The sequence below is a fragment of the Methylococcus sp. S1M genome, from assembly GCF_051295855.1.
Classification (GTDB): Bacteria; Pseudomonadota; Gammaproteobacteria; order Methylococcales; family Methylococcaceae; genus Methylococcus; species Methylococcus capsulatus.
Genome location: NZ_JBPDXO010000007.1, coordinates 14,698 through 40,193, shown reverse-complemented (window position 1 = coordinate 40,193; position 25,496 = coordinate 14,698). Strand labels below are relative to the sequence as shown.

Below are 25,496 nucleotides of genomic sequence, written 5' to 3'. Positions count from 1 at the left end.
GCGCCGTGCCGCCGACGGCAGCGAATCCCGCCGGGATTTTCCCCGGAAAGGCCATCAAAAGTTGATGAACAAGGATCCCATGATGAGGTTATGCATGACCTGATTCGGTCTGCTGTCGATGTACTGGTTCATGTAGCCCAGCTCCACCCTCAAGGCCGGATCGAAGCTCCAGCCGCCCCCCAGAAACGCCCGGTTCTGACCAAAGCCGGCCGGGCCGCCCCAGGGGGTGCTGTTCAGGCGAACGAAAACCTCGTCCCAGGCAATCAAGCTCAGGCGCGGTTCGAAATCGAAGGGACGCAGGTAGCGGAACATCTGGCGGGGCTGGTAGCGGACCTGATCGCCACGGATGAAGTTGGACTCCAACATCGTCCTGAAGGTGAAGGTCCCGAACTCGGTGGGAAGCACATAGCGAAAGCCCGGCCAGACGTCCTGCTGGGCCAGATAAGGTTTGCCCGCGTTTTGGGTGGGCACGAAGGAATAGCCGATCCAGACCGTGGCACGATCGCTCAGCGAATATCCCAGCGCGGCGCGGGCCACGCCCTGATACCAATGCCGCCAGTCACCGTCCCAGCGCATCTGCCCTTCCAGCCATAGCCGTCCTTTCTCGAGACCGGGGTCGATAAAACCCAGACTGCCTTCCGCCACGACCTGCCCCCAACTGCCCCAGTCGTCGGTCGTCATATCCGCGTGCGCACCGCCTGACAAAGCCAAGGCGATCGCTCCCAGCGAACATCCTGCCTGCATTTTCCTCATCACACTCATCATCTTCCAGACCTCGGCGTTGCGGCTCCCGAGCGCAACCCTCCTCAATGCCCCCGACATACCCCCAACGCCGCCTTCATTTCGGCAGTGGCTTTTCCCGCACCGCACAGATCTTCTCGTCGCGGCACTCGATGTCGTAGAAGACCGTCCGGCCGCAGCCGTCCACCCGGACGCCATATTCGCTGTAAAGCTCACCCAGCGGCTGGCCCGGCACCTCCTTTTCCGTCACGATCGCGGCCTTGACCCGCGGACAATCCAGCTCCCCCGCCCCGCGCATCTCGGCGGTCTGCAACGCGATCCTGGAATTCTCGGCCAGCAGTTCGGCATCGCTCAGGCAACCGGACAACAGGGCAAAGAACGGCAGCAGTCCACTGACCGCTATCCGGTCCGGAGCACTGGCAAAACCACCGAACGGATGTTGGCGGGCGCACTGCATGACGGAACCTCCTCGATTGTTTGCTAGATGCGGGATTACGGGCACGCCCCGTGTCTCCAGGGAGCGCGTGTATGACTATATACTCGGTTTTGGCGAAACGAGGTGCAAATCCGGCATGAACGAGGACAGAAAGGACAGACTGGAACCGGACTCGGCGGAGACGCTCCGCCGGCTGCTGGAGAAAGCGGCCGCCCGCGGCGTCGCCGATTATATCGAGAGCCGGAAAGCGAAAATCCCAGGCTTCGTGGCGCAACATTTTTCCTTCCGCGGAGCCTGGGAAATGCACAAGAAGACGCTGGGCCGGGACTATTACCGCATCCCCGTCAATCTGCTGTGGAGCCTCCCGGCGTTTCTCTCCCATTCCACTGCCGCGATCGCTCAAAAGCTCGGGGCGAAAGATCTCGCCTGCCGCCTGCGCAAAGTCCCTTCCGGCCTGCCCACGGCGCTGCAGAGCGAGCTGAACTGGCTGATCCACGTCGAACTGTTGGAACTGCCCTATTCCGACGGCTCGCGCCGATCCACCAAGGATGCCCTGCTGGAGACCATCCTGAGCGATCCCGAACTGTCGGCCCGGCTCGCGGAATACCTCGGAGCCATACGGTCCCGCGCCGGTTCCGGGGAATTCCGCGCATCGCTGGCGGCCAGACTGCAAGAGTACGGGAAAATCCGCCAAACGGCGACCGAACTGGCGGCCAGCATCGCCACCCTGGCCGGCGGCTATGCGGCGTTCGGACGGATGACGCCGGGGGCAGCTTCCGCCGGCAGCGCTGCGGCGGCAGCCATCGCCCAGCAGATCGCGATCGCCAACTTCTGGCTCGGCCCCACCTTGGGCGCATGGTATTACACGATGTTCCCGGCCGACGTCTCTTTCACCCTGATCGCAGCGAGCACAGGGGCAGTGATGGCGGCTCTGGGCATTCTCGGAGCGCTGTCGGCAGTCGTGGTCGATCCGCTGCTGGCCTTGACCGGCTTTCACCGGAAGCGGCTGGAGCGCTTCGTCGAGTCCCTGGAGCCCGTCCTGGCCGGTCGGGAGGACGAGGGTTACCGCGTGCACGACCATTACCTTGCCCGCCTGTTCGACCTCTTCGACCTGCTGCGGCTGGCGGCACAACCATGACGGACGGGAACGGCACGCTGGCCTGGTGGCAGACCGGCATCATCTACCAGATCTATCCCCTTTCCTTCCAGGACAGCGACGGCGACGGCAGGGGTGATCTTCCCGGCATCCTCCACCGGCTCGACTACCTGGCCGACCTGAACATCGCCGCCGTCTGGCTGTCGCCCGTCTTCGCCTCGCCGATGCGGGACTTCGGCTATGACGTGGCTGACTACACGTCCATCCATCCCTGGTTCGGAACCCTGAGCGATTTCGACCGGCTGCTGGCCGGCTTGCACGGCCGTGGCATCAAGCTGATCCTGGACCTGGTGCCGAACCACACCTCCGACCGGCACCCCTGGTTCCTGGAAAGCCGAAGTTCGCGCGACAACCCTAGACGCGACTGGTACCTCTGGCGCGATCCGGCACCGGGCGGCGGGCCACCCAACAACTGGCTGAGCTTTTTCGGTGGCCCGGCCTGGACCTACGACGAGACCACCGGACAATACTATCTGCACCAGTTCACGCCGGAGCAGCCGGAGCTGAACCTGCGCCACCCGGCCGTGCTGGAGGCGATGCTGGAGGTGATGCGGTTCTGGCTGGATCGAGGCGTGGACGGCTTCCGGGTCGACGTGCCCTGGCTGCTGATCAAAGACGCCGGGTTCCGAGACGAACCGGAAAATCCGGCCTGGGACGGCATCGATCCGCACGGCCGGCTGCTCCACATCCATACGGCGCATCAGCCCGAACTGCACCGCATCATCCGGGCCATGCGCGCGGTCGTCGACGGCTATCCCGGCGAGCGGGTCTTGATCGGGGAGACAAACGTGCCGGAGGAAGAACTCGTCAAGTACTATGGCGCGGCACGGGACGAATTCCACCTACCCTTCAACTTCCGGCTGATCCATGCCCCCTGGGACGCGCGGAAAATCCGGCAGATGGTCGAAACTTACGAAGCGATCCTCCCCCAAAGGGCCTCGCCCGCCTGGGTGCTCGGCAACCATGACCAGCCCCGCATCGCCAGCCGCTTCGGTCCCGACGCGGCCCGTGTCGCCACCATGCTGCTGCTGACCCTGCGTGGCACACCGACCTGCTATTACGGCGACGAGTTGGGGATGGAGAACGGGGTGATCCCAAGGGACCGCATCCGTGATCCGCAGGCATTGAATCAGCCCGGGATTTCGGGCGTGTTCAATCGCGATGAGGCACGGACCCCGCTGCCTTGGGACACCTCGCCCAATGCCGGCTTCGCGCCCGAAGGCGTCGACCCCTGGCTGCCGTTGGGGGAGGACTGGCCCATGAGAAACGTTGCCCGGCAGGCGGCGGACCCCCGCTCCATGCTGGCGCTCTTCAGGGCTCTGACCAGACTGCGCCAATGCCACCCGGCCTTGAGCCATGGCAGTTACGAAAGCGTGGACACGAAGGCCGACGGCGTCTTCGCCTACAAGCGGACGGCCGGCGCCGAACGCCTCCTCATCGTGCTCGATTTCGCCGGCAGTGAACATCTCCTGGACTCGGGCGAACTCGCCGATGGCGCGGAGATTCTGCTGAGCACCGGCATGCGGCGCACCGGCCGGGTCGATCTGCGGCGGCTCCGTTTGCTCTCCAATGAAGGTCTCATACTGAAAATATCTTGAGGGAGCCGCCATGATCGAACTCCGCGACAAGACCATCCTGATCGACGGCCGGCCCCGTCTGGTGCTGAGCGGCGAGGTGCATTATTTCCGCCTCCGGCGCGAAGACTGGCAGGACCGGCTGGACAAGCTCAAAGCCGCCGGCTGCAACACCGTCGCCTCCTATATTCCCTGGCTCTGCCATGAAACCGTCGAGGGCCGGATCGACCTCGACGGGCGCTCCCGCCCGGAACTGGATCTCGGCGCCTTCATTGATCTGTGCCGGGCCAACGGCCTTTGGTTCATCGCCCGTCCCGGCCCCTTCGTGATGGCCGAGCTGAAGAACGAAGGCCTGCCTTACTGGCTTTACGAAAAGCATCCCGAAATCGTGCCCGTAGGCTGGGACGGCAAGCCGGCGACCACCCACACGGTCGATTACCTGGCACCCGGCTTCCTGGATGCAGCCCGCCGCTGGTACGACGCGGTGATGGCGGTGATCACACCACGCCTGCAGCCGGGCGGCGGCAACGTGATCGCGCTGCAGCTCGACAACGAGATCGGCATGCTGTCCTGGCTCAGTAACTGCCCGGACCTCACCGAAAACGTGCTGGCGGATTTCGCGGCCTGGCTGAAAGTCCGTCACCGCCCTGAGAGCTTGCGGAAACGCTACCCCTTCGACCCGGATGAGCCAGAGGCGCGCCGCGCCGGCATCCGCTCGCCCGCCGAGAGCTACGCCCTGGCCCTCCTGCGCGACCTCGGCCACTACATGCGCGACCGTTTCGCCCGCTACGTCGCAACCCTGCGGTCCTGGGCGGAAACCGCCGGCATCCGCGGCATCCCCTTCGTGGTCAATATCCATGGCACCGGCGGCGGCCGTGCCCTAAGCTTCCCGATCGGCATCAGCCAGCTCTACCCGTCCTACACCCAGGATTTCGGCTACCTGTCGGGCTCCGACTTCTATCTCGGTAATCTGACGTTCGACAACTTCCAGGACTTGTATCTCTGCAACGCCTTCATGGAGGCCGTGCACCGCCCCGAACAGCCTCTGGCTTCGATGGAGTTCGAATGCGGCGACGGCAACTACGGCAACACCTATGGCAACCGGCTGGATCCCTCCGCCGCCGACTTCAAGGCGCGCATGTGCCTGGCCCAGGGCGCACGGCTCCTCAACTACTACCTCTTCACGGGCGGCCACAACTACCGGCTCGACCCGCCGCCGCCGGACGGCGACGGCCGCATCGCCTTCACCGGCGAACGCCACGGTTTCGCCGCGCCGGTCGATCCGGACGGACGGTTGAATTACAGCTATCCGCGCCTGGCGAACCTGACCCGCACCGTGGCCGCCGTTGCCGACAAGCTGGCCGCCATGTGGGAGGAGCACGACCGGGTGGCCTTCGGCTTCATTCCCGACTATTTCATGACGGAATACCGCCATCCCGCCAGTGCCGCGATGGCCACCATCGTCCGCAATCTGGAAGCCAACCGCGGGCCAAGCGCCTGGGAGACCATGGCCCGAGCGATGCTGCTCGGCGGCTACCGCTTCGGCGCGGTGGACCTGCAGAACCGGCCGCTCGACGTGAAGACCACACCGGTGCTGGCGCTGGGCTCGGCCCGGTACATGGACACCGCCGTCCAGCGCAAGCTGGCCGATTGGCTGAGTGCGGGCGGGGGCCTGCTGTTGTACGGGGAAGTCCCCCTGTACGGGATGGAGGGCGAGCCCTGCACGCTGCTGGCCGAAGCGTTGGGTGCCGAAATTTCAGGGTTTCGCCAGGCCAGTGAGCGCTATTTCCTCGCGCTGGCCGCGGACGGCTGGGCCAGGCCGCGACCGGAAGTACGTAGCCATTTCGCCCAGACTTTCGCTGCTCCTTTGGCCGAAGCGCTGCTGCGGGTTTGCGACACCGGCGAGATCTGCGGCTTCGAAACGGCGGTCGGGAAAGGCCGCGCCGTCGTCATCGGCACCGCCTACCCTTGCGACATCGCCCTGTTCCGCACCGCCTTGGAACGGCTGGGCGCAGTGGCCGCCTTGCGCCACGACTGCGAAAACCACGGCATCTTCATGACGTCGACCGCCAACGCCGCGGGAGAGCGCTTCATCCACCTGCTGAACCTGGACGGCTTCGACAAGCGTTTCCATCTTTACGAGGACGGTCGACCGCTGTTCGACGGACACGAAATCGAGCTTCGCGCCCGCGACGGTGTGATGCTGCCGCTGGCCATGCGTTTCGGTGAAGTGAAGATCGAGTACGCCACCGCGGAAATCACCGCCGTGAACCCAGACCGCATCGAATTCCGCGCGACCCGGCGGCGGGGCGTGATCGCCGTCGAGACAGCCCGCAAGCTGCGGGTCTCCCCCCCATGCGAACTGCGACAGGACGGCCCGACGACTTACGGGGTATTGCTGCGCCCGGCTCCCCATCATGACCGGATCATCCTGTGCCATGAACGCACCGGCGACGGCTGAAACGTCCCGCCCACCCGACCGGGCACAAAAGCCCCGGTGATGGACCCGGCGACTGAAGACGCCTTATCGCCGATGCAGCGGGGGCTTTCGTCAAGGTTTACGGAATGTCGCGATATAGGCCGCGAGGTCGTCGATATCGGTATCGCTCAGTTCCGAAGCGATTTCCCGCATCGAATCACCATCCTTCGACCGGTGCTCCCAGCCGAAAGGCTGGATGCGTTCTTCCGAACCGCCGCAAGGTGGGAGCCAGTCGTCCGGCCGGCACCGCTTGTAGGTGTTCAGCACCCTCCTGATGTAGTTCGAATCTTTTCCGGCCAGGCTGGGTACATTGGGCGCCGCATCCCCTTCTCCCCGGCCGTGACACTCGACACAACGCTCATATTTCGTTTTCCCAGCCGCGACGTCGCCGGCATGAGCCGCGCCCGCCGCGAGCGCCAGCACGACGCCGCATCCCAAATCTAAGAACCTTCTCACGTTCATTCTCTCCGTAGGGTCGATTGTTGGACTCCAGACAATGCGTCGAAGCGGCCCGGCAGCGTGCCGGGCCGCCCTCCGCTTGCTCAGGATACAGCACCCATCCTGAGACTTTTGACGTTACCACAGCCGTATGAAAGATATGCTTGTTTCCGCCGCAGGGAATGGACATCGATGCGCCCCTCCCCGATGCGACTGCGCATGAATACCCGAAAAGTCCGGAACCAACGGTCGACGCGGCGGCATTCGCCACTCTGAGAGGGACATCACTTCCGCAATGCCCCTGATTACGATGGCCGGGACGACCCCCGGCATCCGGTCGTTCACCCGGGAGGACGGACCATGTGCATGCCATCGGTATGGGAGGTGAAGCGGGAATCCGGTCCGGAAAACCACTCCGCAAGCTTGTCCCGGCTCAGCAGGACGAATATTACGATGGCGACGATGGCGAGGTATCGGAGGAGCCCGCCCATGTCCGTCCCTCAATTTGGAACCACGATCAGGGCAACATGTCCAATGCCTTCTTCGTCGCTTCTTCCCGAACCTTGTCCTTGGCTGCCTGAGACGCCTCTCCCGCGGATTTCGGCGCCGCTTCGACCCGTTTTTTGATGGACTTGGCGGATTTGGCCGTGCTTTCCACGACTCTCATCCCTTCCTTGGCTTGTTCCGGTACCACTTCCTCGACCTGTCGCCTGGCGGACTCCGTGGCCGCCTTTTGCAGCTGACCCTTGACGGCAGCCGGGGCGGATTTCGCCGATTCCTTCAGTTCGTTTGCCTGTCCGGCCGCATCCTCCACCGTCTTGGCGCCTTCGACCGCTTCACGGGGCGCCGCTTTGGTAGCAGCATCCCTCAGCAACTGCTTGCCGACCTCATCCAAGGCATGGTGATCGGCGGGTTCCGCCAGAACCGGTCCAGCCGTCACCAGCGCGGCAAGGACGGCGAAAGCTAGTGTGCGCATGATCTTCCTCCATTCGGTGAGCAGCAGTATTTGTGATCAGCATCGCAGCGATGGTACTCACGTGAGCACAGGCATGTACAGCGCTCCTTTTGACGGAACAGCCCGAACCGAATCCGACGGTCTTGACTCAGCACGGCTTTTTCTGGAATGTCGCCATTTTTTTGCGAAACCCGACGGGACATCCCCGTCCCCCTCGGGAGCAAAAAACTGGCGACGTCCTTGCCTTCGGCGGCCCGCGCCGTCCTGCGTCCGCCTCGGCTCCTTCCGTCTCTGGCAATGCTCTCCGCCAAGGCTCCCACAATGACTCGACGCCGTGTCGGCGATCGAGCTCCGCCCGGGCGAAAAACGCGCTGGCCGCCTTGAGGATGTCGTTGACTCGGCGCAGTTCCTTGTTCTCTCGCTCGAACTGCCTGAGGCGCTCGCGGCCGCCGGCATCGACCTGCTGGCGCTTGACCCGTTCGAGCAGGGTCTGCGGCACGCAGCCAATCTTGGGGCCGATCGACTCCACCGCCGCCCACAGCGAGGGGGTAGTCGCCCCGCTGCTCCTTCACCACGCGCACGGCCCGCTCGCGCCCTGCACCAACAAATCCGGCAACGTGTCTCCTTCCTGAGCGACAACCCGAATCTCGTTCGGCCCGGCCGGATCGACGGTACCCGTGAACTGGTGATGGGCGACAGTCCTTACCTTCTGCCGTACCGTGCGCGCGACGACCGCATCGAAATACTGGCTGTGTATCACGGCGCGAGGAAATGGCCGGAGATATTTTTATGAATGGAAAAATCTGGAAAAATCGCCTAGATAACGAGAAAAACATGATGTAAACGGGGAAATAAACAATGCTGAGCCATGAACATGTCGGATTTTGGGGAAAAATCCGTCTTGGTCAAAACGGGCAAACGGATCAATGGCTATCGCTCTCCCAACATTCACTGGATGTTGCTTCCGTATTCGCGGCGCTGGCCGAGCTCCCCGCATTCCATCACAAACTGAAAGTCAGCTCAGGTATTGAGCTGGACGGGATTCAGCTTCAAAGGCTTGCGGTCATCGCCTTGCTGCATGACGTCGGCAAGGCGAACCTGGGTTTCCAGGACAAGGTCTTCGACGCCAAGGCACCGCGCGCGGGGCATGTGCGGGAACTGGCGCCCCTGTTCGACGCCCCCGAGTTGTGCGAAGCCTTCGCTACAGCGCTCGACCTGGACGAGATCGCAGACTGGTTCGACCCGCCAGATAGCATCGAGCAATTCCTGCTGGCCGCTTGGTCCCACCACGGCGCACCGGTAAGATTCCAAACCGGCGATCAAACGGGCAATTACTATCTGGCCAGGACCCGCTGGTGGCGAGCGGACGCTACCAGAGATCCGATGCAGGCCGTTGCGGAACTGATGCGGATAGCGAAACAGGCTTTTCCGGATGCCTTCAAGCGCGGAGTGGCCCGCATTCCCGGCCGGGCTCGGCTGCAGCACAGATTCGCCGGACTGGTCATGCTGGCGGACTGGCTCGGCTCCCATCAAGCCTTTTTCCCTCTGGGGCGCCTGCTCGATATCGGCTTTGCCCGTAATGCTGCTCGCCGCGCCTTGCTGACAGTCGGCCTGGATACAGCCAGCCTCCAATCCGACCTCGCGCAGCGCCCAACCACCTTCAAGCACTGGTTTGGCTTTGAGCCTCGCCCCCTGCAGTCGGCCGTTGATCAACAAGCTCCCGACGATGCCGAATCGCGGTTGCTGATTGCCGAAGCCGAAACCGGCTCCGGCAAGACCGAGGCAGCCCTAGCGCGCTTTTTCCGTCTGTTCGCGGCCGGTGAGGTCGATGGCTTGTATTTCGCGCTTCCCACCCGGGTGGCAGCAAGAGAGCTTTACCTCCGCGTCGTGAATTATCTGGAACAGATATTTCCAAAGCCGGAATGCCGTCCGGCCGCGGTGTTGGCCGTGCCACGTTACGCTCGGATTGACAACGTCCCCATCGACAAATTGGATCGATTGCTTCCGGACGACAGGATTCTTTGCCATGACGATCCCGACCGGCTCCGGCAGGAACGGCAATGGGCGGCCGAGCACCCCAAACGTTTCCTGGCCGCTACGGTGGCGGTGGGAACGGTTGACCAAGCCTTGCTTTCGGCGGTGCAAACCAGACATGCTCATCTGCGTTCCGTGTGTCTGGACAGGAGTCTACTGGTGGTCGACGAAGTCCACGCCTCTGATGTCTACATGCGGCGATTATTGAGGGGATTGTTATCCCATCACGTTGGACTCGGCGGCCATGCGATGCTGCTTTCCGCAACGCTGGGCGCTTGGGCTTGCGCCGAATTCCTGCAGGCCTGTGGCTGCACGACTCTTGCGGCAGAAAATTACGCCGGGGCCTGCGCCGCCCCGTATCCGGCTCTCACCCTCTTATCGGGTATTCGACGCTCCGTGGGGTTTGCGCGGGGCGGGTCGGTCAAGCGGGTCCGCATCGATCCGCGCTCCTGGCTGAAGCAGCCGGAAAGGCTGATATCCGAACTGGTAAGTGCCTTGGAAGCCGGCGCGCGGGTATTGATCGTGCTTAACACGGTCGGCCGGGCCAACGCCCTGCAACGGGCATTGGAGCAACATCCAGCCATCCAGAAGGTTTGGTTGTTCCGTTGCCAAGACTCGATCTGCCCTCATCATGGCCGCTTCGCGCCCAGCGATCGCGAGCTGCTGGATCTGGCGGTCAGCCGCCGCTGGGGAAAGGGCACGCCACCCGGTCCCCTGGTACTGATCGGCACGCAAACCCTGGAGCAAAGTCTCGACATCGATGCCGACTGGCTCATCACCGACCTGTGCCCGGCTGACGTGCTCCTGCAACGGGTCGGGCGATTGCACCGGCACGACTGTACCCGTCCGCCCGGTTTCGAAGCGCCGCGTTGCACGGTGTTGATGCCGGACTGCGCCAGCCTGGCAGAATGGCTCGACGCCAGGGGCGAGGCATCGAGGGAGGCGAAGAGAGCCGGATTCGGCAGCGTTTACGCCGACCTGCGGACCCTCGAACTCACGCGGCTCATGTTGCTGGAACAAACCGAAGTTGAGATCCCGCGCGACAACCGCCGCCTGGTGGAAGGCGCGACCCATCCGGAACGACTGGCCACGCTATCTGGCCCCGCTTGGGGAAAGCACGGCCAGAACGTGGAAGGTCTGACGCTCGCCCACAACATCGCCGCGTTCCACGTCGCCGCTCAATACGACCGGCCCTTTGGCGAACTCAGTTTCAATGAACTGAACGAGAAGGCGAGAACCCGCCTAGGGCTGGATACCTTGCGCATCCCGTTACGCCAACCCTCGCCCGGCCCCTTCGGCGCGGAAATCGCCGAAATCACCATACCCGGGCATTTGGCGCCGAAGGAAAGGGATGACGAGACCGCCGAACTCATCCGTCGGGGCGCCGATGGCATGATCCTGCGTTACGGCGAGCGCCATTACCGCTATTCCCGCTTTGGCCTGGAGCCTTTCGATGAATCTATTGACTGATCCGTTGTTTCGCGTCGAGACCCCCGATGGCATCGAGCGCCTGAGTCTGCCGCAGCTCTTGGAAGCGTTGGGCCAGGACCGGGTTGAATCCCTGCTGGGCCTGCAACGGCATCAGGAAGATGCGTTCCACATCTTCCTTTGCTACCTGGCCGGGGCGGTGTTGGCGCGCGAGGCGCGATCCGAACCGCGGCAACCCGAGGATTTCTGGCACGAAGGCATCCGGAAGCTGACCGGAAGGGATGATGACTGGGCGTGGACCCTGATCGTGGACGATGTCACCCAGCCGGCGTTCATGCAGGCCCCGGTGCCGGATAAGAAGGATTTTGGTGCCTTCAAGCTAAAGGCGAGGACAGCAGATGCCCTGGACATCCTGCCTACCGCCAAAAACCACGATGTGAAAGCGAGCAGATCCGGCGCCACCAGCCCGGACGGTTGGGTCTATGCGCTGGTCAGTCTTCAGACGATGAGTGGTTTCTTCGGCCAAGGCAATTACGGCATAGCCCGCATGAATGGCGGTTTCGGCAGCCGCCCCGCTGTTGCCGTTTATCACGCCGAACGCATGGGGATGCGGTGGCATTGCGATGTCACACGTTTGGTGGGCATCAGGGAAGAATTGCTGGCCGGTCCGTGGGGATATCGAGAGCGTGGGATCGTGTTGGTATGGGAACAGCCATGGGATCTTGAGTCGAGTCTCAGTTTGAATGTCCTCGATCCTTTCTACATCGAAATTGCCCGGGCCGTGCGCCTCATGGGTGATGGGAAAAACGTGCAAGCCTTCGGCGCATCCACGAAAGCGGCCCGGCTTGCGGCAGGTGATGCAGGTGGCGTGCTGGGTGACCCATGGACACCTGTGAATGTGGCCGACAAGAAAAAAGGGCAGTCCGCCATGACCGTTTCAGCCAGCGGACTCAGCCCAGAATTGATCCGTAACGTTTTATTCGAAGACGGATTTCGAGCAGCCAGAATGCAGTGCCTGCTGGAAGAAAACGAAGGCCAAAGCTGCCTCTTCTCCGCCACGGTTCTTGTACGTGGCCAAGGAACGACCGACGGTTTCCATCACGTCGCCATTCCAGTACCTGCCAGGGCGCATCGATTGTTCCGCCGCAGGTCGGAGCGTGATCGGTTGGCGTCCATCAGCAAGACGGCTCTCAACGATGCCAAGGAAATACAAAACCGCGTTCTCAAACCTTCGGTCATCGCCTTGCTGGAGGCTGGACCGGATAAAATCGACTTCGACCGGCGCGAAGTCAATCTGTGGCTCAACGAGGCCACCCAACGATTCAGCGCTGCCTGGTCCGAAGACTACTTCCCCTGGCTGTGGCGGCAAGCCGAGCAGGACGATGCGGACGCGGCCCGCCTGGAATGGCTGCGCGCCCTGCGCGACAAGGCCCATAAGGTGCTGGAAGAGGCCATCGCCCGTTACCCGTCCCGCGAGGGACGACGCTACCGCGCCCGTGTGAAAGCGGAAGGATTGTTCCACGGTTCATTGTTCAAAACGTTCCCGCAACTCAAGGAGGGCTCCCATGACGCACCCCGCCCCGGCTGACCCGCCGGAAACACCATCGACATCGCTGGCTTCGCTGATAGGCCATCTCGCCGCGACCATCGCCGCCGAACATTTCCCCACGGGTGATCGGGCGGCATTGCGCCGCCTGAACCCGGACGCCCCGCCGAACCTGGCTTTCTATCGCTTTGCCTTTCGACACTTGCCGCAGAATTGGGAAAACCGGAGAACGGCCTGGACTGCACTGGTCGCCGGCATTGCCCTCATGTGCCCGAAGCCCCACCGCCCGGATCGCTCCGTCGGTCTGACACTGGCCGAAACCGGTTATTCGGAAAAACGGCTGGAACGGCTACTCGCCGCCGAAGGCGATACGCTGCACACCTTGCTCCTACGCGCCGCGCGGTTCCTGGCCGCCAAGAACGAGTCCTGCAACTGGACTGATTTCGCCCATTTGCTCCTCGACAGAAATCCGGAAAAGGCGCGATTGAAGATCGCCCGTGACTATTACCGCAACCTCAAGGACCACGATTGACCACTCGGATGGTGGATTCTATCCACCCGCCGCCAGTCTCCACCTGTTCGCTCGACTCCAAGGAACCACGCTCATGTTTCTGCAAATCCATAGCCTTACCTCCTACCATGCCACCCTGCTCAACCGTGACGATGCCGGCCTCGCCAAGCGCATCCCTTTCGGCGATGCCGTGCGCCTGCGGGTCTCGTCCCAATGTCTCAAGCGGCATTGGCGGGAAAGCCTGAAACAGACCATCCCGCTACCCACGGGGCTGCGGACCCGGCACGTGTTCGAGCGGGAAATTTATCCCCGTCTGAAGCAGGAAGGGGTCGAAGATTCATTGGCAAAACAACTGACTCTCAGCCTGATGGGCTTGCTGCTCCAGAAGTCCGACAAGACTGCCAAGCCAGAGAAAGCGAAAAAAGGCAAAAATGGCCATGAAGAACAGGCTGAATTCGATTTCGAGGAAGGCGCCGGGACGGAAGAGTCCTCTGCCGGCGATTTACGAGTCAAACAACCCATCCTTTTTGGCCGGCCGGAAGTGAACTATCTCATTAGCCTGCTGAAGGCATGTGCCGAGGAAGGAAGTGGCGCGGAAAAGGCGCTGCAAGCGAAGCTCAAGGGTGATAAGGCCAATTTCAAGGCGATGCTCAAGGCCGCCGGTCACGGTGACTTGTACGCCGGATTGGAAGGCGCGCTGTTCGGCCGCTTCGTCACCTCGGATATTTTGTCCCGTTCCGATGCGGCCGTTCATGTGGCCCATTCGTTCACCGTACATGGGCTGGACACCGAGGTCGACTATTTCACCGTGGTGGATGACTTGAACCGCGAAGAGGAAACTAGCGCGGCCCATGCCGGCGACATGGAACTGGGGGCCGGGCTGTTCTACGGCTACGTGGCGGTGGACATTCCCTTGCTGGTTTCCAACCTCACCGGCTGCGATACCACACGGTGGGCAGAGCAGGAGCCCGCCGATGTCCGCAAAGTGCTGACCGGCCTCATTCGCGCAATCGCCACGGTTTCCCCCGGGGCCAAGCTCGGTGCCACCGCGCCCTATGCCTTCAGCGAGTTCGTGTTGCTGGAAACCGGGAAGCAACAGCCCCGTGCTCTTTCCAACGCCTACCTACAGGCCCTGCCGATGCGCGGCGATCCCCTGCAAGCCGCTATAGACGCCTTGGCCAAGTACCTGCGGGCACTGGATGCCATGTATGGAAGAACCTCCGATAGCCGATCTGTGGCCAGCACCCGTGCTTTCGACGCGGATCTGGCACCGACCAACTCCCTGGACGCTTCCATCGGCGCGGCACTGGATGCCATTTTTCCACCGGCCAAGGCTTGAGGCGGCCGCCATGGACATTCTGCTATTGCGCTTCGATGCACCGCTGATGAGTTTCGGCGGCGTGATGGTGGATCAGCATGGTCCGACGGAACGGTTTCCGGGCCTCTCGATGCTGGCGGGGCTGCTCGGCAATGCCATGGGTTACCGGCATGGCGATGCGGACGCGCTGGAAGCCTTGCAAGCCCGCATTGAATACGCCGCACGCTGGGACGTGGAGCCTGAAGCCCTGTTGGACTACCACACCGTGGACCTCGGCCAGGAAAAGATGCGCGAACCCGGCTGGACCACCCGCGGTGAACCCGAACACCGGGCCGGCGGACCGGCGGCGGCCTTCGGAACCCATCAGCGCTACCGTCATTACTGGGCCAATGGCGTGATGACCTTGGCCGTCACGCTGAAAGATGCAGGCACTCCCAACCTCGATGAGTTAGCGGCGGCGATCGTGCAACCGGCGCGCCCCTTGTTCCTCGGCCGAAAGACCTGCCTGCCTGCTGCCCCCCTGCTGGCGGGTCGGGTCGAAGCCGAAAACGTGCTGGAGGCATTGCGCCGGACGCCCCGCGTCGTAGGTCGGGTCCGCCCAGAGCGAAGGGAAGAGCGTAACCCGACGGAAGACCGGAAAGTAAACGCCTGCTGGCCCGCCTATTTGGGCGAGACGGAGCAATCCCGCCAGACCGGTATCTACGACCGCAGGGATTGGCGCAACCAGATCCACGCCGGCCGCCGCATCCGCATCGAAGGGCTCTTGGAGATCGCGCCATGACCGCCCCGCTTTACATGATTGAACTGCGACCGGACCCGGCAGCCCTGATCCGTTTCGCCCAAGATCAGGGGCTCAATACCCACCAAGACGAAGACCTCGGATACGCAACCCACGCGTGGCTCAAGGCCCTGTGCGGCGAACTGGCGCCGAAACCGTTTCGCCTGCTGCAGGATGGCCGCAACCTCAGGCCGCCTCGGCTCCTGGGCTTTTCCGCCCATGACGGCACAAGACTGACAGAGCACGCCCGCGCTTTCGCTTCACCACTGGCGGCGCAAGTCTGCTCCCTTGCCGATGGAATTGCTTTTAAGCCCATGCCGGAATCCTGGCCGAACGGGCGAAAGCTCGGTTTTGAGGTCATGGCCTGCCCCATCAGCCGGCTGGGACGCAACGAGGATGACGTTTACCGCCGGCACTTGCGGGATTGTGATGCCAGGGCGCAATCGCCAGACTCCAGGGAAATGGTCTACCGCCGCTGGTTGACGCGGCAATTCGGTTCGGCGGCAACGCTGGATGATTTCAGCTTGGACGGATTCCGTTACCTGCGCCTGCTGCGGAAGGCCCGCGGTACACGTTCCGGTTTTCTCGCCCCGCAGGCGCTTTTCCGAGGCACGCTAAGCGTGCGTGATGGGGTAGGCTTCGGCGCACTGTTGGCACGTGGCATTGGCCGCCATCGCGCCTTCGGTTTCGGCATGCTGCTGTTGAGGCCGGCCCCATGAGCGGCCTGTTTTCCGGTCGCCTCGGACTTGCCGAGTCGCGCATCCCCCATGCCGACCGTCACGGTCTGCTCTGGCTCACCTTCGGTAATCTGACTGTCGAAGACGGCACCCTGCATTTTCGGGCCGCTCCATCGGAATGGATGGACGCCGGAGATTATGCGATCCCATACCAGGGATTGTCGATGATTCTGTTGGCCCCCGGAACGACGGTCAGTCACGATGCATTGCGCCTGTTGGCTCGTCATGGCACGTTGCTGGCCGCAGTCGGAGATGGAGGGGTCAAATTCTACACCGCACCGCCCATGGGCCAAGGCCGCTCCGACGTGGCCCGCGCCCATGCCAGGCTGTGGGCCGATGAAAAGGCGCGGTTGGATGTGGCCCGCCATATGTATGCATTCCGTTTCGGCCGTATTCTGCCGCACAAGGATATTGCGGTGCTGCGAGGCATAGAAGGTGCGCGCGTGAAAGAGACTTACCAGCTGCTCGCCAATCAGCATGGCGTGGAGTGGAAGGGACGCCGTTACGACAGGAATGACCCCAATGCCGCCGACATTCCCAACCAGGCCATCAACCACGCCGCCACTTTCGTCGAAGCGGCGGCAGATGTCGCGGTGGCCGCGGTCGGCGGTTTGCCGCCGCTAGGGTTCATTCACGAAGAATCCAGCAATGCCTTCACCCTGGACATCGCCGATCTGTTCCGCGCCGAAGTCACCTTGCCACTGGCTTTCAGCGTCGCTAAGCGCGTGATGGACGATCCGTCTTTGCCATTGGAGAGGGCACTGCGCAAAGAAGCCGCCCGGCAGTTTCACAAGCAAAAAGTCATTCCGAAGATGATCGACCGCATCAAGGAGTTGCTGCATGTCGATGACGGTAATGGTGACGCGTAACGTCTCTCTCCGCATGCGCGGCTTTCTGGCATCCTCGATGCTTGAATTGGCCCCCGGTGTCTATAGCGCACCGCGCCTCTCGACTGCAGTCCGCGAGCGTATCTGGGCGGTGGTTGAGGATTGGTTCACTGCCGAGCAGGATGCCTCGGTCGTAATGGTTTGGGTCGATCCCGCAATGCCTGGCGGACAGAATGTCCGGACTCTCGGGCTGCCACCGGTTAAATTCGTTGAACTTGACGGAATAGTCCTGACTCGTCGACCTTAGGGTTTAGTGGATCTTTAACAGTCCGCTTTTTTGTTTTACCTCAAAGCGTTAGCCTATAGAGGCTCCCCCGCACACGCGGGGATAGACCCGCACGCCCCGCTTTGACTCTTATAGCCCGACGGGCTCCCCCGCACACGCGGGGATAGACCGCAGGGATACGCACCGGCGAGATATTTGCCTGGGGCTCCCCCGCACACGCGGGGATAGACCCCTCGCATTTCTTGAGAGTGAAAGAGATTTGATGGCTCCCCCGCACACGCGGGGATAGACCCCCGGTTACGCTATTTTTGGTCGACCGGACCGAGGCTCCCCCGCACACGCGGGGATAGACCTCGAGCTTGTCCTTGATCGCCGTCAAGGTGGCAGGCTCCCCCGCACACGCGGGGATAGACCCGCATTGACGCCAGCGTCAGTATACAGCAATTCGGCTCCCCCGCACACGCGGGGATAGACCCCCCACGTTGAAAGGCGTGAAGGCAGTGCGAAAGGCTCCCCCGCACACGCGGGGATAGACCTCTTGTCGAGCGCGGCACGTTGCGCGGGGTTGAGGCTCCCCCGCACACGCGGGGATAGACCTTGCTCCGGCCGCTGAGGGCAGCAAAGCTCGGCGGCTCCCCCGCACACGCGGGGATAGACCCAGTAAGCGTCTCGCCCGGCGCAACCGGCAGCAGGCTCCCCCGCACACGCGGGGATAGACCCGAAGCGTGGTTCGACGAAGCCGGCAAGACCTAGGCTCCCCCGCACACGCGGGGATAGACCTTCCACGCCCACCATACCCAATATAACAAGGAGGGCTCCCCCGCACACGCGGGGATAGACCTAAAAAAGGCCCGCCGATCTAAAACGGGCCAAGGGCTCCCCCGCACACGCGGGGATAGACCCGCTGAGCAGATTACGCTTGAGGACATGCTACGGGCTCCCCCGCACACGCGGGGATAGACCGCTGGCTGAGTGTGGCGGCCCCGTCCCAGTACCGGCTCCCCCGCACACGCGGGGATAGACCTTTCTCGGAGCCCTTGCGGGCCACGGCGTTGCAGGCTCCCCCGCACACGCGGGGATAGACCCTGACTCCGCCATGCGCCCCAGGTAGCCCACCAGGCTCCCCCGCACACGCGGGGATAGACCCTGGGGGCGCTGGCGGATGGCTAGTCGGTCTGAGGCTCCCCCGCACACGCGGGGATAGACCCTTCGCCTTCGGCACGTGCAACGGCGTCGTTAGGGCTCCCCCGCACACGCGGGGATAGACCTTGGCTCCCCTGGCCCGCAGGAACGGTGAGCGTGGCTCCCCCGCACACGCGGGGATAGACCTCAAGGTGTGAGGATTAGTTAGGGTATATATAAGGCTCCCCCGCACACGCGGGGATAGACCCTGGTAGGCGACGGCCGCATCCAGGCTGCCGGTGGCTCCCCCGCACACGCGGGGATAGACCCCACCCGGATCTCATCTACGCCCCCAAGACGATGGCTCCCCCGCACACGCGGGGATAGACCTCCCTGGCAAATGCACGAACAATCCGCGCTATTGGCTCCCCCGCACACGCGGGGATAGACCTCCGTGAACGTTCCAGCAGCCGGTATTTGAACTGGCTCCCCCGCACACGCGGGGATAGACCCGTCCAACGAAGCCCCCGGACCAAAGATCGAAGGGCTCCCCCGCACACGCGGGGATAGACCCTCGGAGACCAGCCCCGAAAGCGAAGGGGAAGGGGCTCCCCCGCACACGCGGGGATAGACCTCCAGGTGGCCGTCGATTATGGCGCAACAAAATGGCTCCCCCGCACACGCGGGGATAGACCGCCCCGACCCGTCCGAGGGTGAGGGAGGACGGGGGCTCCCCCGCACACGCGGGGATAGACCCGTGCCATCGATCGACATCGGACCATAGCCAAGGGCTCCCCCGCACACGCGGGGATAGACCTTCGGATTGTCGTCCGGCATGAAGACAGTGCCTGGCTCCCCCGCACACGCGGGGATAGACCCCATTGAGCCCACTCGAACGCCTCTTTCTCGACGGCTCCCCCGCACACGCGGGGATAGACCCGCCCAGGCGCTCAAAAGCCTGGAGGGCGTTGAGGCTCCCCCGCACACGCGGGGATAGACCTTCGTGGCTTACGGCGCAAAGCGCTGCTCCCCCGGCTCCCCCGCACACGCGGGGATAGACCTACTGTCCATTTCCGTTACCTCGATGCTGTCTTGGCTCCCCCGCACACGCGGGGATAGACCCTTGAGGGCCAGCATGGGAGCCTCCTTAAACGAGGCTCCCCCGCACACGCGGGGATAGACCTTCGTCGGCGGCGCGCTGTTCCCGAACGTCCCTGGCTCCCCCGCACACGCGGGGATAGACCCTGGTCTCCGGATGCGATCCACGGCCCGATCCAGGCTCCCCCGCACACGCGGGGATAGACCCGTATTGGCGGCAGTCACCACGCACGGGTTCGCGGCTCCCCCGCACACGCGGGGATAGACCCCCTCCAATCACGTCAGCGGCAGCACCTACGAGGGCTCCCCCGCACACGCGGGGATAGACCGTCTCAGGCAGGACCACGCCGCGGTCTGACGCTGGCTCCCCCGCACACGCGGGGATAGACCGCACGAACACGCACCGGCGAGGTGTTCTTCCGGGGCTCCCCCGCACACGCGGGGATAGACCTTCCAGCTTTTTGCGCCGCCACGGCCGCCGTAAGGCTCCCCCGCACACGCGGGGATAGACCCTCGGGAGGCGTGGCCGTATCCGTCAAGAACGGGGCTCCCCCGCACACGCGGGGATAGACCTTCCACCACCCCCCCCATTATCAAGACACACGTGGCTCCCCCGCACACGCGGGGATAGACCTCCTCGCCTTATCACCTGCGGTCGTTGCGGTTCGGCTCCCCCGCACACGCGGGGATAGACCGGTACGCCCTCGAGGATCTACATCAGCGAGCCAGGCTCCCCCGCACACGCGGGGATAGACCCTGGTGGGGGTTCCGGCCCGAGGTGGGCTGAAGGGCTCCCCCGCACACGCGGGGATAGACCTCCGGCGCGGCGCCGTTCGCCCGCGTGATGGAGGGCTCCCCCGCACACGCGGGGATAGACCCGGCGCCCCGCTGTCGTCGAGCGCGTCGCACAAGGCTCCCCCGCACACGCGGGGATAGACCCCGGGCGGAAGGCGTCCGCGGCAAGACCCTGCTGGCTCCCCCGCACACGCGGGGATAGAACCCCGGCGGTGTCAAGGACGAAGTGCAATACCTGGTTCATTGAAGGAGCACAAGGAAGTCGAGCGAAGCGAGCGAGTGCGACGTCCCCGCGAAGCCATAGGCCCGGATGTTTTGCCGGAATCCGCGGCTTCATCGCGGGTGGAGACGAAACATAAGGGATCCGACAAGGCGACGAGTCATTGGGGGCGCCTTGTCGGAGTGCATCGCGGAGAGGCGGACGGATCCGGGGCGGACGCAGGACGGCGCGGGCCGCCGAAGGCAAGGACGTCGCCAGTTTTTTGCTCCCGAGGGGGACGGGGATGTCCCGTCGGGTTTCGCAAAAAATGGCGACGCTCCAGCTGACCGAAAGAAGCCGATGAATACGAGAGCCTCCGGAGGAGGGACACTCCCGTCCCGACGTCTGTCGACTCAGATACGATCCCGGGTCATATGATGAGGATGCCTCTGCCCTTAACTTGCCTCCCGCGCGTTTCGATGATCCTTTCAGCGTCGGCCGGACGATGCAAACCCCGCCTTCGGCAACCAAGCCCTCAAACAAGGCGTGGTCAGAACGGTGCTGACGATGGCCATCAGCACCAGCATGGTGAAGACGTTGCGGGAGATCACGCCGAGGTCGTAGCCGACGTTGAGAACGATCAGCTCCATGAGGCCGCGGGTGTTCATCAAAATCCCGAGGATCCCGGATTCGCTGCGGCTGAGGCCGGAGAGGCGGGCGGCGAAGTAGGCGCCGCCGAGCTTGCCGAGGGTGGCGAGCAGGATGATGAGCGCGCACCAGCCCCACAGTTGCAGGGTGTCCAGTCCGCCGATCTCGGTGCGCAGGCCGGTGAAGGTAAAGAAGATGGGCAAAAAGAACACCGTGACGAAGTGTCCTACCTTCTCCTTCCAGGCGGCCCGGAGCGTCGGTTCGTCGTGCAGCACGACGCCCATCATGAAGCCGCCGAAAATCGCGAAGATGCCCAGCTTGTAGGTGCACATCCCGGCGAGGAATATCCCGGCCAGCAGCACGCCGAGCAGGTTGCCCGGCAGACCGGCTGCGGACCTCTGGAAGCGCCGCACCAGCCACTTCATCACCGGCCGCACCACGAACCAGCCCAGCACGACAAACGCGGCGACCAGTCCCACCTTGAGCGCGAATTCGGCATGGGAGTATTCGGCGACCGTCAGGGTGGTCACCAGCGCCAGCAGCAGCCAGCCGACCACGTCGTTGATCGCCGCGACGCTGATGGCGATGACGCCGAGTTTGTGATCGGTCATGCCGAATTCGATCATGATCCGACCCAGGATCGGCAGGGCGGTGATCGAGAAAGCGGTGGCGATGAACAGTGCCGAGGCGAGGCGGTCGGCGTCGGGGGAAAGCAGCGGTGCGGTCTGATAGCCGAACCCCAGACCGAGCACGAACGGCAACACCAGGCCGACCAGGGCGACGTTGCGGACCGCGCGGCGGTTGCGCCTTTCCTTCAGATGCGAGAAATCGAACTCCAGACCGATCTGGAACATCAGCAGGATCAGGCCGAGCTGCGAGAGTATGGTGAGCGGCTCGGGCGGCGCGGAACGGAACACGAATCTGAAGATGTCGGGCGAGAGCAGCCCGAACAGGGAGGGCCCCAAAACGATGCCGCCGATGATCTCGCCGACCACTGGCGACTGGCCGGCGCGCCAGGCCAGGGCGCCGCCGATCCGCCCGATCAGCACGATGACGGCGAGCTGCAGCAGGGTGAAAAACAGCAGGGTTTCGGCCGCGTGGACCGATACGGCCGCCGCCGGTGCCGTGCTCATGTCGTGCCCTTCACTTCAAATGATGCCGCCGTTGATGGAAATGACCTGACCGGTGATGTAAGCGGCGCGGTCGGAGGCCAGGAAGGCCACCAGATCGGCCACCTCTTCCGGCCGGCCGGCCCGCTTCATGGGCACCAGCCGTTCAATGGCAGCCCGGTCGAACGCGCTTTCCGCCATGCCGGTTTCGATGATGCCCGGCGCCACGGCGTTGACGGTCACGCCCCGGCTGGCCAGTTCCAGCGCCAGCGATCTGGTGGCCGAATGCAATGCGCCCTTGGCGGCGGAATAGTTGACCTGGCCCCGGTTGCCGGTCAGAGCCGCCACCGAGGAGATGTTGACGATCCGGCCCCAGCGCTCGCGGATCATCGGCATGACCAGCGGCTGGGTGAGATTGAAGAAGCCGTTCAGCGAGACGTCGATGACCCGGTGCCATTGGTCGGACCGCATGGCGGGAAATACGGCGTCGTCGTGGATGCCGGCGTTGTTCACCAGCACCTGGATGGGCCGTTCGGCGCACATCGTCGCGATGGCCGCGGCGGCGGCGGCCGCGTCGCAGACGTCGAAGCCGATCGCCTCCGCACTGCCGCCACCGACGCGGATGGCATCCACGACCTGCTCCGCGGACTGCCGATGGCCGTGGTAATGCACCCAGACGTGCAAGCCATCGAGCGCCAACCGCCGGCAGATCGCCGCGCCAATGCCCCCGCTGCCGCCGCTGACCAGTGCCTGCCTCATGGTTTCACCCCTCCTTCACCCGCTTCCGCATCCAGCCGCACCGCGAGGCGTCCGGTCAGCAGTTCCCGGCCATCCGTCGCCAGCAGACGGAATCGATAGAGCGCATCGTTCCCGTCGCCGGTGAGGCGTTCCACTTCGACCACCAGATCCCCGTCCAACGTGTCCAGCCGGCGCACATGGAATTCGACGTCGCGCACGCTGACGAGAAAGCCGCTGCGCGGCGCAACCCCTTCTCCGACCGACCGCAGGGCGCCGTGTACGGCGGTCGCCTGGGCCGCGTACTCGATCCCGCAGACCACCGACAGCCGTCCTCCGGCGCGCAGCGGATTGCCGGGACTGAGGTGGCTGACGGCTACACAGCGCAGCCGTCCGGCATCCCAGGTCAATACCCGATCCAGCAGGCACATCGCGCCGGCATGGGGAATCCGCTGCGCGATCCAGTCCCGGTCTAGCGGCATGGTGCGACCTCCAGTTCGAGACGCAACGGATCGAGATAATCGACGGTGACACGGCACGGCTCCGAAAGCGCCAGCGCCCGCAGCAAGGGCAGCCCACGGCCGGCGGGAATGCTACGCCGCATCGCCTCCAGACCGGGATCCCCCAGCTCCGTGCAAGGCCCCTCACCCAGACCCACGGTGAGCCGCGCATGGCTCCGTACCGTAGCATCGGGCGCCAGTGCCAACGCCAGCCCCATGGCACCGCCGATCGCCCGCACGCGGCCCAGCGGAAAGGGGTAAGGCACATCGTAGGCGATGAGCAGGCACGGCTCGCGGCTCTGGGCAACCTGCACCATGGCTTCGAGGAGGCCGGCACCGAAGCTGGCGTCGAAAGCGCACAGACTGGTCGAGGGCGCCGTGGCGCCGAGCGCAATGCCCCAATAGCCCGAAGGGGCATTGTGTACGGAATTATGAAACCGTGTGGGTGAAATCTGCCGGTCGTTCGAGGCGAGCGCTTCGCAGATGATGTGGCAATTGTCCCCGTCCCCGCCGGAGGAGGCGAATACCGTCGGCAGCGTGGCGGGATCGCGTCCGGAACCCTCCAGTGCCTGCAACCCGGCCGCGAGGGCGAGCTTGATCGAGGTCCCGGCCCGCCGTCGCTCCGCCGCGGGCAGGCAGACCGGCGGGGGTACAGGGGTAGGCGCGGAAGGATCGACGCGGCCCGCTTCGACGAGGCGCCGGAACTCCTCCGCATCGGCGAAGCCCGGCCCGATAGCGCCCAGTCCTTCGATGTGACACTGCAGTAGGGTCATGGCCGTCCGAACACGAGCGCACAGTTGGAGCCGCCGAATCCGAACGAATTCGACAGCACGGCCTCCAGACGCGCATGGCGGCAGGAACGGACATAGTCCAGCTCAAACCCCCGCTCCAATATTCCCGTATTCACTCCCGCGGGCATGAACCCGTGCCGGATCGCCAGGAGGCTGATGACAGCCTCGACGGCCCCGGCCGCCCCCAGGGTGTGGCCGGTCGAGCCCTTGGTGGAACTGCACGCCACCGCATTGCCGAAGACCGCCTGCACGGCCAAGGCCTCCGCCGCGTCGTTGGCGCGGGTGCCGGTGCCGTGCAGATTGACGTAGCCGATCCGCGCCGGCGACAGGCCGGCCGATGCCAATGCCGCGCCGATCGCCGCTTTTGCGCCCAGCCCTTCCGGATGCGGCGCCGACATGTGATGAGCATCGCTGCTCTCACCGATGCCGAGCAGAAACAGGGCGTCGGGTCCGGCATCGTCCGGGGTCCGTTGCAGCAGGGCGAAAGCCGCCGCCTCCCCGATCGAGATGCCGTCGCGGCGGGCGTCGAAAGGCCGGCAGGGTCGGGGCGAAAGCAGTTCCAGCGAATTGAACCCGTACAGCGTGGTCAGGCACAGCGAGTCGACGCCGCCGACCACGGCAGCGTCGATCAACCCCGCCTGAATCATGCGGGCGGCATTGCCGAAGACCTTGGCGCTGGACGAGCAGGCGGAAGACACCACCACCGCCGGACCCTCGATGCCGAAATAGGCGCGCACGAAAGCGCCGGCCGAAAAACAGTTGTGGGTCCCGCCGTAGTCGAAATCCGCCGGCAATGCGCCGCTGTCCGGATCGCGCCGGCGGTAGGCCAGCTCGGTCTCCAGCATGCCCGAGGTGCTGGTGCCGATGAACACGCCGACGCGGCGCGTCCCGAACCGCCCAACCGCCCCCCGCACCGCGTCCGCGAAGCCGTCCTGTGTCAGACCCAGCAGGGCCAGACGGTTATTGCGGCAATCGAACGCGGACAAACCGGGAGGAATGACGACCCGGTCGACTCCCGCCACTTCGCCGACGAAGGTATTCAGCGCGACGGTTTCGAAGCGGCAGGGTATCAGCCCGCATTCACCGTTCGTCAGAGCGTGAAATGTGGACTCCTGTCCGCATCCCAGGGAACTGGTGACGGTGAATGCCGAAATGAGAATTGGAACCACGACAATTAGGGGATGACTGCAAAATTGATGTGTCTGGACTAACGGGGCGAAACCGGGATGAAACACCCATCATACCAATTCATAAC

The 25,496-nt window shown here is 64.0% G+C and carries 22 protein-coding genes, 1 pseudogene and 1 CRISPR repeat array; of the genes and pseudogenes, 12 read left to right on the top strand and 11 right to left on the bottom strand.

Annotated features, from left to right (window positions below):
• Window positions 1–54: 54 nt before the first annotated feature.
• Window positions 55–681 (bottom strand): DUF2490 domain-containing protein, encoded by a 627-nt coding sequence (locus ACSHWJ_RS12540; RefSeq protein WP_238536777.1) that lies wholly within the window; start codon window positions 679–681, stop codon window positions 55–57.
• A gap of 157 nt (window positions 682–838) precedes the next feature.
• Window positions 839–1,198: a hypothetical protein gene (locus tag ACSHWJ_RS12535; protein WP_432539874.1), complete on the bottom strand. Its 360-nt coding sequence runs from the start codon at window positions 1,196–1,198 to the stop codon at window positions 839–841.
• Window positions 1,199–1,313: 115 nt separating this feature from the next.
• Between ACSHWJ_RS12535 and ACSHWJ_RS12530 the strand changes: the two genes are divergently transcribed.
• Genes ACSHWJ_RS12530 through ACSHWJ_RS12520 form a run of 3 tightly spaced genes read left to right on the top strand, consistent with a single transcriptional unit; the run spans window position 1,314 to window position 6,368 of the window.
• A complete protein-coding gene (locus ACSHWJ_RS12530) occupies window positions 1,314–2,315 on the top strand; it encodes a DUF6635 family protein (RefSeq protein ID WP_432539873.1) in 1,002 nt (333 codons plus the stop codon).
• Window positions 2,312–3,931 (top strand): alpha-amylase family glycosyl hydrolase, encoded by a 1,620-nt coding sequence (locus ACSHWJ_RS12525; RefSeq protein ID WP_010960249.1) that lies wholly within the window; start codon window positions 2,312–2,314, stop codon window positions 3,929–3,931. The genes ACSHWJ_RS12530 and ACSHWJ_RS12525 overlap by 4 nt, the downstream gene beginning before the upstream one ends.
• A 10-nt stretch (window positions 3,932–3,941) precedes the next feature.
• Complete coding sequence (locus ACSHWJ_RS12520; RefSeq protein ID WP_218797492.1) at window positions 3,942–6,368, top strand: beta-galactosidase; 2,427 nt, start codon at window positions 3,942–3,944, stop codon at window positions 6,366–6,368.
• Window positions 6,369–6,458: 90 nt separating this feature from the next.
• Here the strand turns inward: ACSHWJ_RS12520 and ACSHWJ_RS12515 are convergent, their stop codons facing one another.
• From ACSHWJ_RS12515 to ACSHWJ_RS12500, 4 genes and pseudogenes are all read right to left on the bottom strand, one after another.
• The gene (locus ACSHWJ_RS12515) at window positions 6,459–6,848 is read right to left on the bottom strand and encodes a c-type cytochrome (protein ID WP_026045787.1); all 390 of its coding nucleotides are present in this window, start codon (window positions 6,846–6,848) and stop codon (window positions 6,459–6,461) included.
• Between the two features lie 317 nt (window positions 6,849–7,165).
• The gene (locus ACSHWJ_RS12510; RefSeq protein ID WP_187148256.1) at window positions 7,166–7,315 is read right to left on the bottom strand and encodes a hypothetical protein; all 150 of its coding nucleotides are present in this window, start codon (window positions 7,313–7,315) and stop codon (window positions 7,166–7,168) included.
• Between the two features lie 26 nt (window positions 7,316–7,341).
• On the bottom strand, window positions 7,342–7,800 hold the full coding sequence (locus ACSHWJ_RS12505; protein ID WP_218797491.1) for a hypothetical protein: 459 nt from the start codon (window positions 7,798–7,800) through the stop codon (window positions 7,342–7,344).
• Between the two features lie 317 nt (window positions 7,801–8,117).
• A pseudogene (locus tag ACSHWJ_RS12500) lies at window positions 8,118–8,360 on the bottom strand (IS3 family transposase); the annotation flags it as partial.
• A 14-nt stretch (window positions 8,361–8,374) separates the two neighbouring features.
• On the opposite strand from ACSHWJ_RS12500, the gene ACSHWJ_RS12495 reads away from it, so the two are divergent.
• The 9 genes from ACSHWJ_RS12495 (at window position 8,375) to cas2e (ending at window position 17,265) form a co-directional block, all read left to right on the top strand.
• The gene (locus ACSHWJ_RS12495) at window positions 8,375–8,572 is read left to right on the top strand and encodes a type II toxin-antitoxin system RelE/ParE family toxin (protein WP_081423444.1); all 198 of its coding nucleotides are present in this window, start codon (window positions 8,375–8,377) and stop codon (window positions 8,570–8,572) included.
• A gap of 65 nt (window positions 8,573–8,637) precedes the next feature.
• On the top strand, window positions 8,638–11,283 hold the full coding sequence (cas3, locus tag ACSHWJ_RS12490) for a CRISPR-associated helicase Cas3' (protein ID WP_218797490.1): 2,646 nt from the start codon (window positions 8,638–8,640) through the stop codon (window positions 11,281–11,283).
• Window positions 11,267–12,829, top strand: coding sequence for a type I-E CRISPR-associated protein Cse1/CasA (gene casA / locus ACSHWJ_RS12485; protein WP_432539872.1), 1,563 nt, complete (start codon window positions 11,267–11,269; stop codon window positions 12,827–12,829). The genes cas3 and casA overlap by 17 nt, the downstream gene beginning before the upstream one ends.
• Window positions 12,807–13,319 carry a type I-E CRISPR-associated protein Cse2/CasB gene (gene casB / locus ACSHWJ_RS12480; protein WP_010960243.1) on the top strand — a complete coding sequence of 171 codons (513 nt, stop codon included), beginning with the start codon at window positions 12,807–12,809 and terminating at the stop codon, window positions 13,317–13,319. The genes casA and casB overlap by 23 nt, the downstream gene beginning before the upstream one ends.
• A gap of 73 nt (window positions 13,320–13,392) precedes the next feature.
• Window positions 13,393–14,637, top strand: coding sequence for a type I-E CRISPR-associated protein Cas7/Cse4/CasC (locus tag ACSHWJ_RS12475; protein WP_218797488.1), 1,245 nt, complete (start codon window positions 13,393–13,395; stop codon window positions 14,635–14,637).
• A gap of 10 nt (window positions 14,638–14,647) precedes the next feature.
• Window positions 14,648–15,397 carry a type I-E CRISPR-associated protein Cas5/CasD gene (gene cas5e / locus ACSHWJ_RS12470; RefSeq protein ID WP_432539871.1) on the top strand — a complete coding sequence of 250 codons (750 nt, stop codon included), beginning with the start codon at window positions 14,648–14,650 and terminating at the stop codon, window positions 15,395–15,397.
• Window positions 15,394–16,113, top strand: coding sequence for a type I-E CRISPR-associated protein Cas6/Cse3/CasE (locus ACSHWJ_RS12465; protein WP_218797486.1), 720 nt, complete (start codon window positions 15,394–15,396; stop codon window positions 16,111–16,113). The genes cas5e and ACSHWJ_RS12465 overlap by 4 nt, the downstream gene beginning before the upstream one ends.
• Window positions 16,110–17,000: a type I-E CRISPR-associated endonuclease Cas1e gene (cas1e, locus tag ACSHWJ_RS12460; RefSeq protein ID WP_282213483.1), complete on the top strand. Its 891-nt coding sequence runs from the start codon at window positions 16,110–16,112 to the stop codon at window positions 16,998–17,000. Before ACSHWJ_RS12465 ends, cas1e begins: the two co-directional genes overlap by 4 nt.
• A complete protein-coding gene (gene cas2e, locus ACSHWJ_RS12455) occupies window positions 16,972–17,265 on the top strand; it encodes a type I-E CRISPR-associated endoribonuclease Cas2e (RefSeq protein WP_010960238.1) in 294 nt (97 codons plus the stop codon). The genes cas1e and cas2e overlap by 29 nt, the downstream gene beginning before the upstream one ends.
• A 60-nt stretch (window positions 17,266–17,325) precedes the next feature.
• A CRISPR array of direct repeats spans window positions 17,326–20,464; the repeat unit is 28 nt; unit sequence GGCTCCCCCGCACACGCGGGGATAGACC.
• Window positions 20,465–20,946: 482 nt separating this feature from the next.
• On the opposite strand, the gene ACSHWJ_RS12450 is transcribed toward cas2e, so the two are convergent.
• The 5 genes from ACSHWJ_RS12450 to ACSHWJ_RS12430 are packed head-to-tail and all read right to left on the bottom strand — an operon-like array spanning window position 20,947 to window position 25,410.
• Window positions 20,947–22,239 carry a cation:proton antiporter gene (locus tag ACSHWJ_RS12450; protein WP_432539870.1) on the bottom strand — a complete coding sequence of 431 codons (1,293 nt, stop codon included), beginning with the start codon at window positions 22,237–22,239 and terminating at the stop codon, window positions 20,947–20,949.
• Window positions 22,240–22,254: 15 nt separating this feature from the next.
• Window positions 22,255–22,974, bottom strand: a complete 720-nt coding sequence (gene fabG / locus ACSHWJ_RS12445) for a 3-oxoacyl-ACP reductase FabG (protein ID WP_010960235.1) — start codon at window positions 22,972–22,974, stop codon at window positions 22,255–22,257.
• Window positions 22,971–23,432 carry a hotdog family protein gene (locus ACSHWJ_RS12440; RefSeq protein WP_218801126.1) on the bottom strand — a complete coding sequence of 154 codons (462 nt, stop codon included), beginning with the start codon at window positions 23,430–23,432 and terminating at the stop codon, window positions 22,971–22,973. Before ACSHWJ_RS12440 ends, fabG begins: the two co-directional genes overlap by 4 nt.
• Entirely contained in the window at window positions 23,423–24,223 is an 801-nt protein-coding gene (locus ACSHWJ_RS12435; protein ID WP_010960233.1) for a beta-ketoacyl synthase chain length factor, read from the bottom strand. The genes ACSHWJ_RS12440 and ACSHWJ_RS12435 overlap by 10 nt, the downstream gene beginning before the upstream one ends.
• Complete coding sequence (locus ACSHWJ_RS12430) at window positions 24,220–25,410, bottom strand: beta-ketoacyl-[acyl-carrier-protein] synthase family protein (RefSeq protein ID WP_282213485.1); 1,191 nt, start codon at window positions 25,408–25,410, stop codon at window positions 24,220–24,222. Before ACSHWJ_RS12430 ends, ACSHWJ_RS12435 begins: the two co-directional genes overlap by 4 nt.
• Between the last annotated feature and the right edge of the window lie 86 nt (window positions 25,411–25,496).

What these genes read in the sequence shown, in the direction of transcription:
- ACSHWJ_RS12540 (WP_238536777.1), bottom strand. Translation starts at nt 681, where the DNA reads ATGACGACCGACGACTGGGGCAGTTGGGGGCAGGTCGTGGCGGAAGGC.
- ACSHWJ_RS12535 (WP_432539874.1), bottom strand. Translation starts at nt 1,198, where the DNA reads ATGCAGTGCGCCCGCCAACATCCGTTCGGTGGTTTTGCCAGTGCTCCG.
- ACSHWJ_RS12530 (WP_432539873.1), top strand. Translation starts at nt 1,314, where the DNA reads ATGAACGAGGACAGAAAGGACAGACTGGAACCGGACTCGGCGGAGACG.
- ACSHWJ_RS12525 (WP_010960249.1), top strand. Translation starts at nt 2,312, where the DNA reads ATGACGGACGGGAACGGCACGCTGGCCTGGTGGCAGACCGGCATCATC.
- ACSHWJ_RS12520 (WP_218797492.1), top strand. Translation starts at nt 3,942, where the DNA reads ATGATCGAACTCCGCGACAAGACCATCCTGATCGACGGCCGGCCCCGT.
- ACSHWJ_RS12515 (WP_026045787.1), bottom strand. Translation starts at nt 6,848, where the DNA reads ATGAACGTGAGAAGGTTCTTAGATTTGGGATGCGGCGTCGTGCTGGCG.
- ACSHWJ_RS12510 (WP_187148256.1), bottom strand. Translation starts at nt 7,315, where the DNA reads ATGGGCGGGCTCCTCCGATACCTCGCCATCGTCGCCATCGTAATATTC.
- ACSHWJ_RS12505 (WP_218797491.1), bottom strand. Translation starts at nt 7,800, where the DNA reads ATGCGCACACTAGCTTTCGCCGTCCTTGCCGCGCTGGTGACGGCTGGA.
- cas3 (WP_218797490.1), top strand. Translation starts at nt 8,638, where the DNA reads ATGCTGAGCCATGAACATGTCGGATTTTGGGGAAAAATCCGTCTTGGT.
- casA (WP_432539872.1), top strand. Translation starts at nt 11,267, where the DNA reads ATGAATCTATTGACTGATCCGTTGTTTCGCGTCGAGACCCCCGATGGC.
- casB (WP_010960243.1), top strand. Translation starts at nt 12,807, where the DNA reads ATGACGCACCCCGCCCCGGCTGACCCGCCGGAAACACCATCGACATCG.
- ACSHWJ_RS12475 (WP_218797488.1), top strand. Translation starts at nt 13,393, where the DNA reads ATGTTTCTGCAAATCCATAGCCTTACCTCCTACCATGCCACCCTGCTC.
- cas5e (WP_432539871.1), top strand. Translation starts at nt 14,648, where the DNA reads ATGGACATTCTGCTATTGCGCTTCGATGCACCGCTGATGAGTTTCGGC.
- ACSHWJ_RS12465 (WP_218797486.1), top strand. Translation starts at nt 15,394, where the DNA reads ATGACCGCCCCGCTTTACATGATTGAACTGCGACCGGACCCGGCAGCC.
- cas1e (WP_282213483.1), top strand. Translation starts at nt 16,110, where the DNA reads ATGAGCGGCCTGTTTTCCGGTCGCCTCGGACTTGCCGAGTCGCGCATC.
- cas2e (WP_010960238.1), top strand. Translation starts at nt 16,972, where the DNA reads ATGTCGATGACGGTAATGGTGACGCGTAACGTCTCTCTCCGCATGCGC.
- ACSHWJ_RS12450 (WP_432539870.1), bottom strand. Translation starts at nt 22,239, where the DNA reads ATGAGCACGGCACCGGCGGCGGCCGTATCGGTCCACGCGGCCGAAACC.
- fabG (WP_010960235.1), bottom strand. Translation starts at nt 22,974, where the DNA reads ATGAGGCAGGCACTGGTCAGCGGCGGCAGCGGGGGCATTGGCGCGGCG.
- ACSHWJ_RS12440 (WP_218801126.1), bottom strand. Translation starts at nt 23,432, where the DNA reads ATGCCGCTAGACCGGGACTGGATCGCGCAGCGGATTCCCCATGCCGGC.
- ACSHWJ_RS12435 (WP_010960233.1), bottom strand. Translation starts at nt 24,223, where the DNA reads ATGACCCTACTGCAGTGTCACATCGAAGGACTGGGCGCTATCGGGCCG.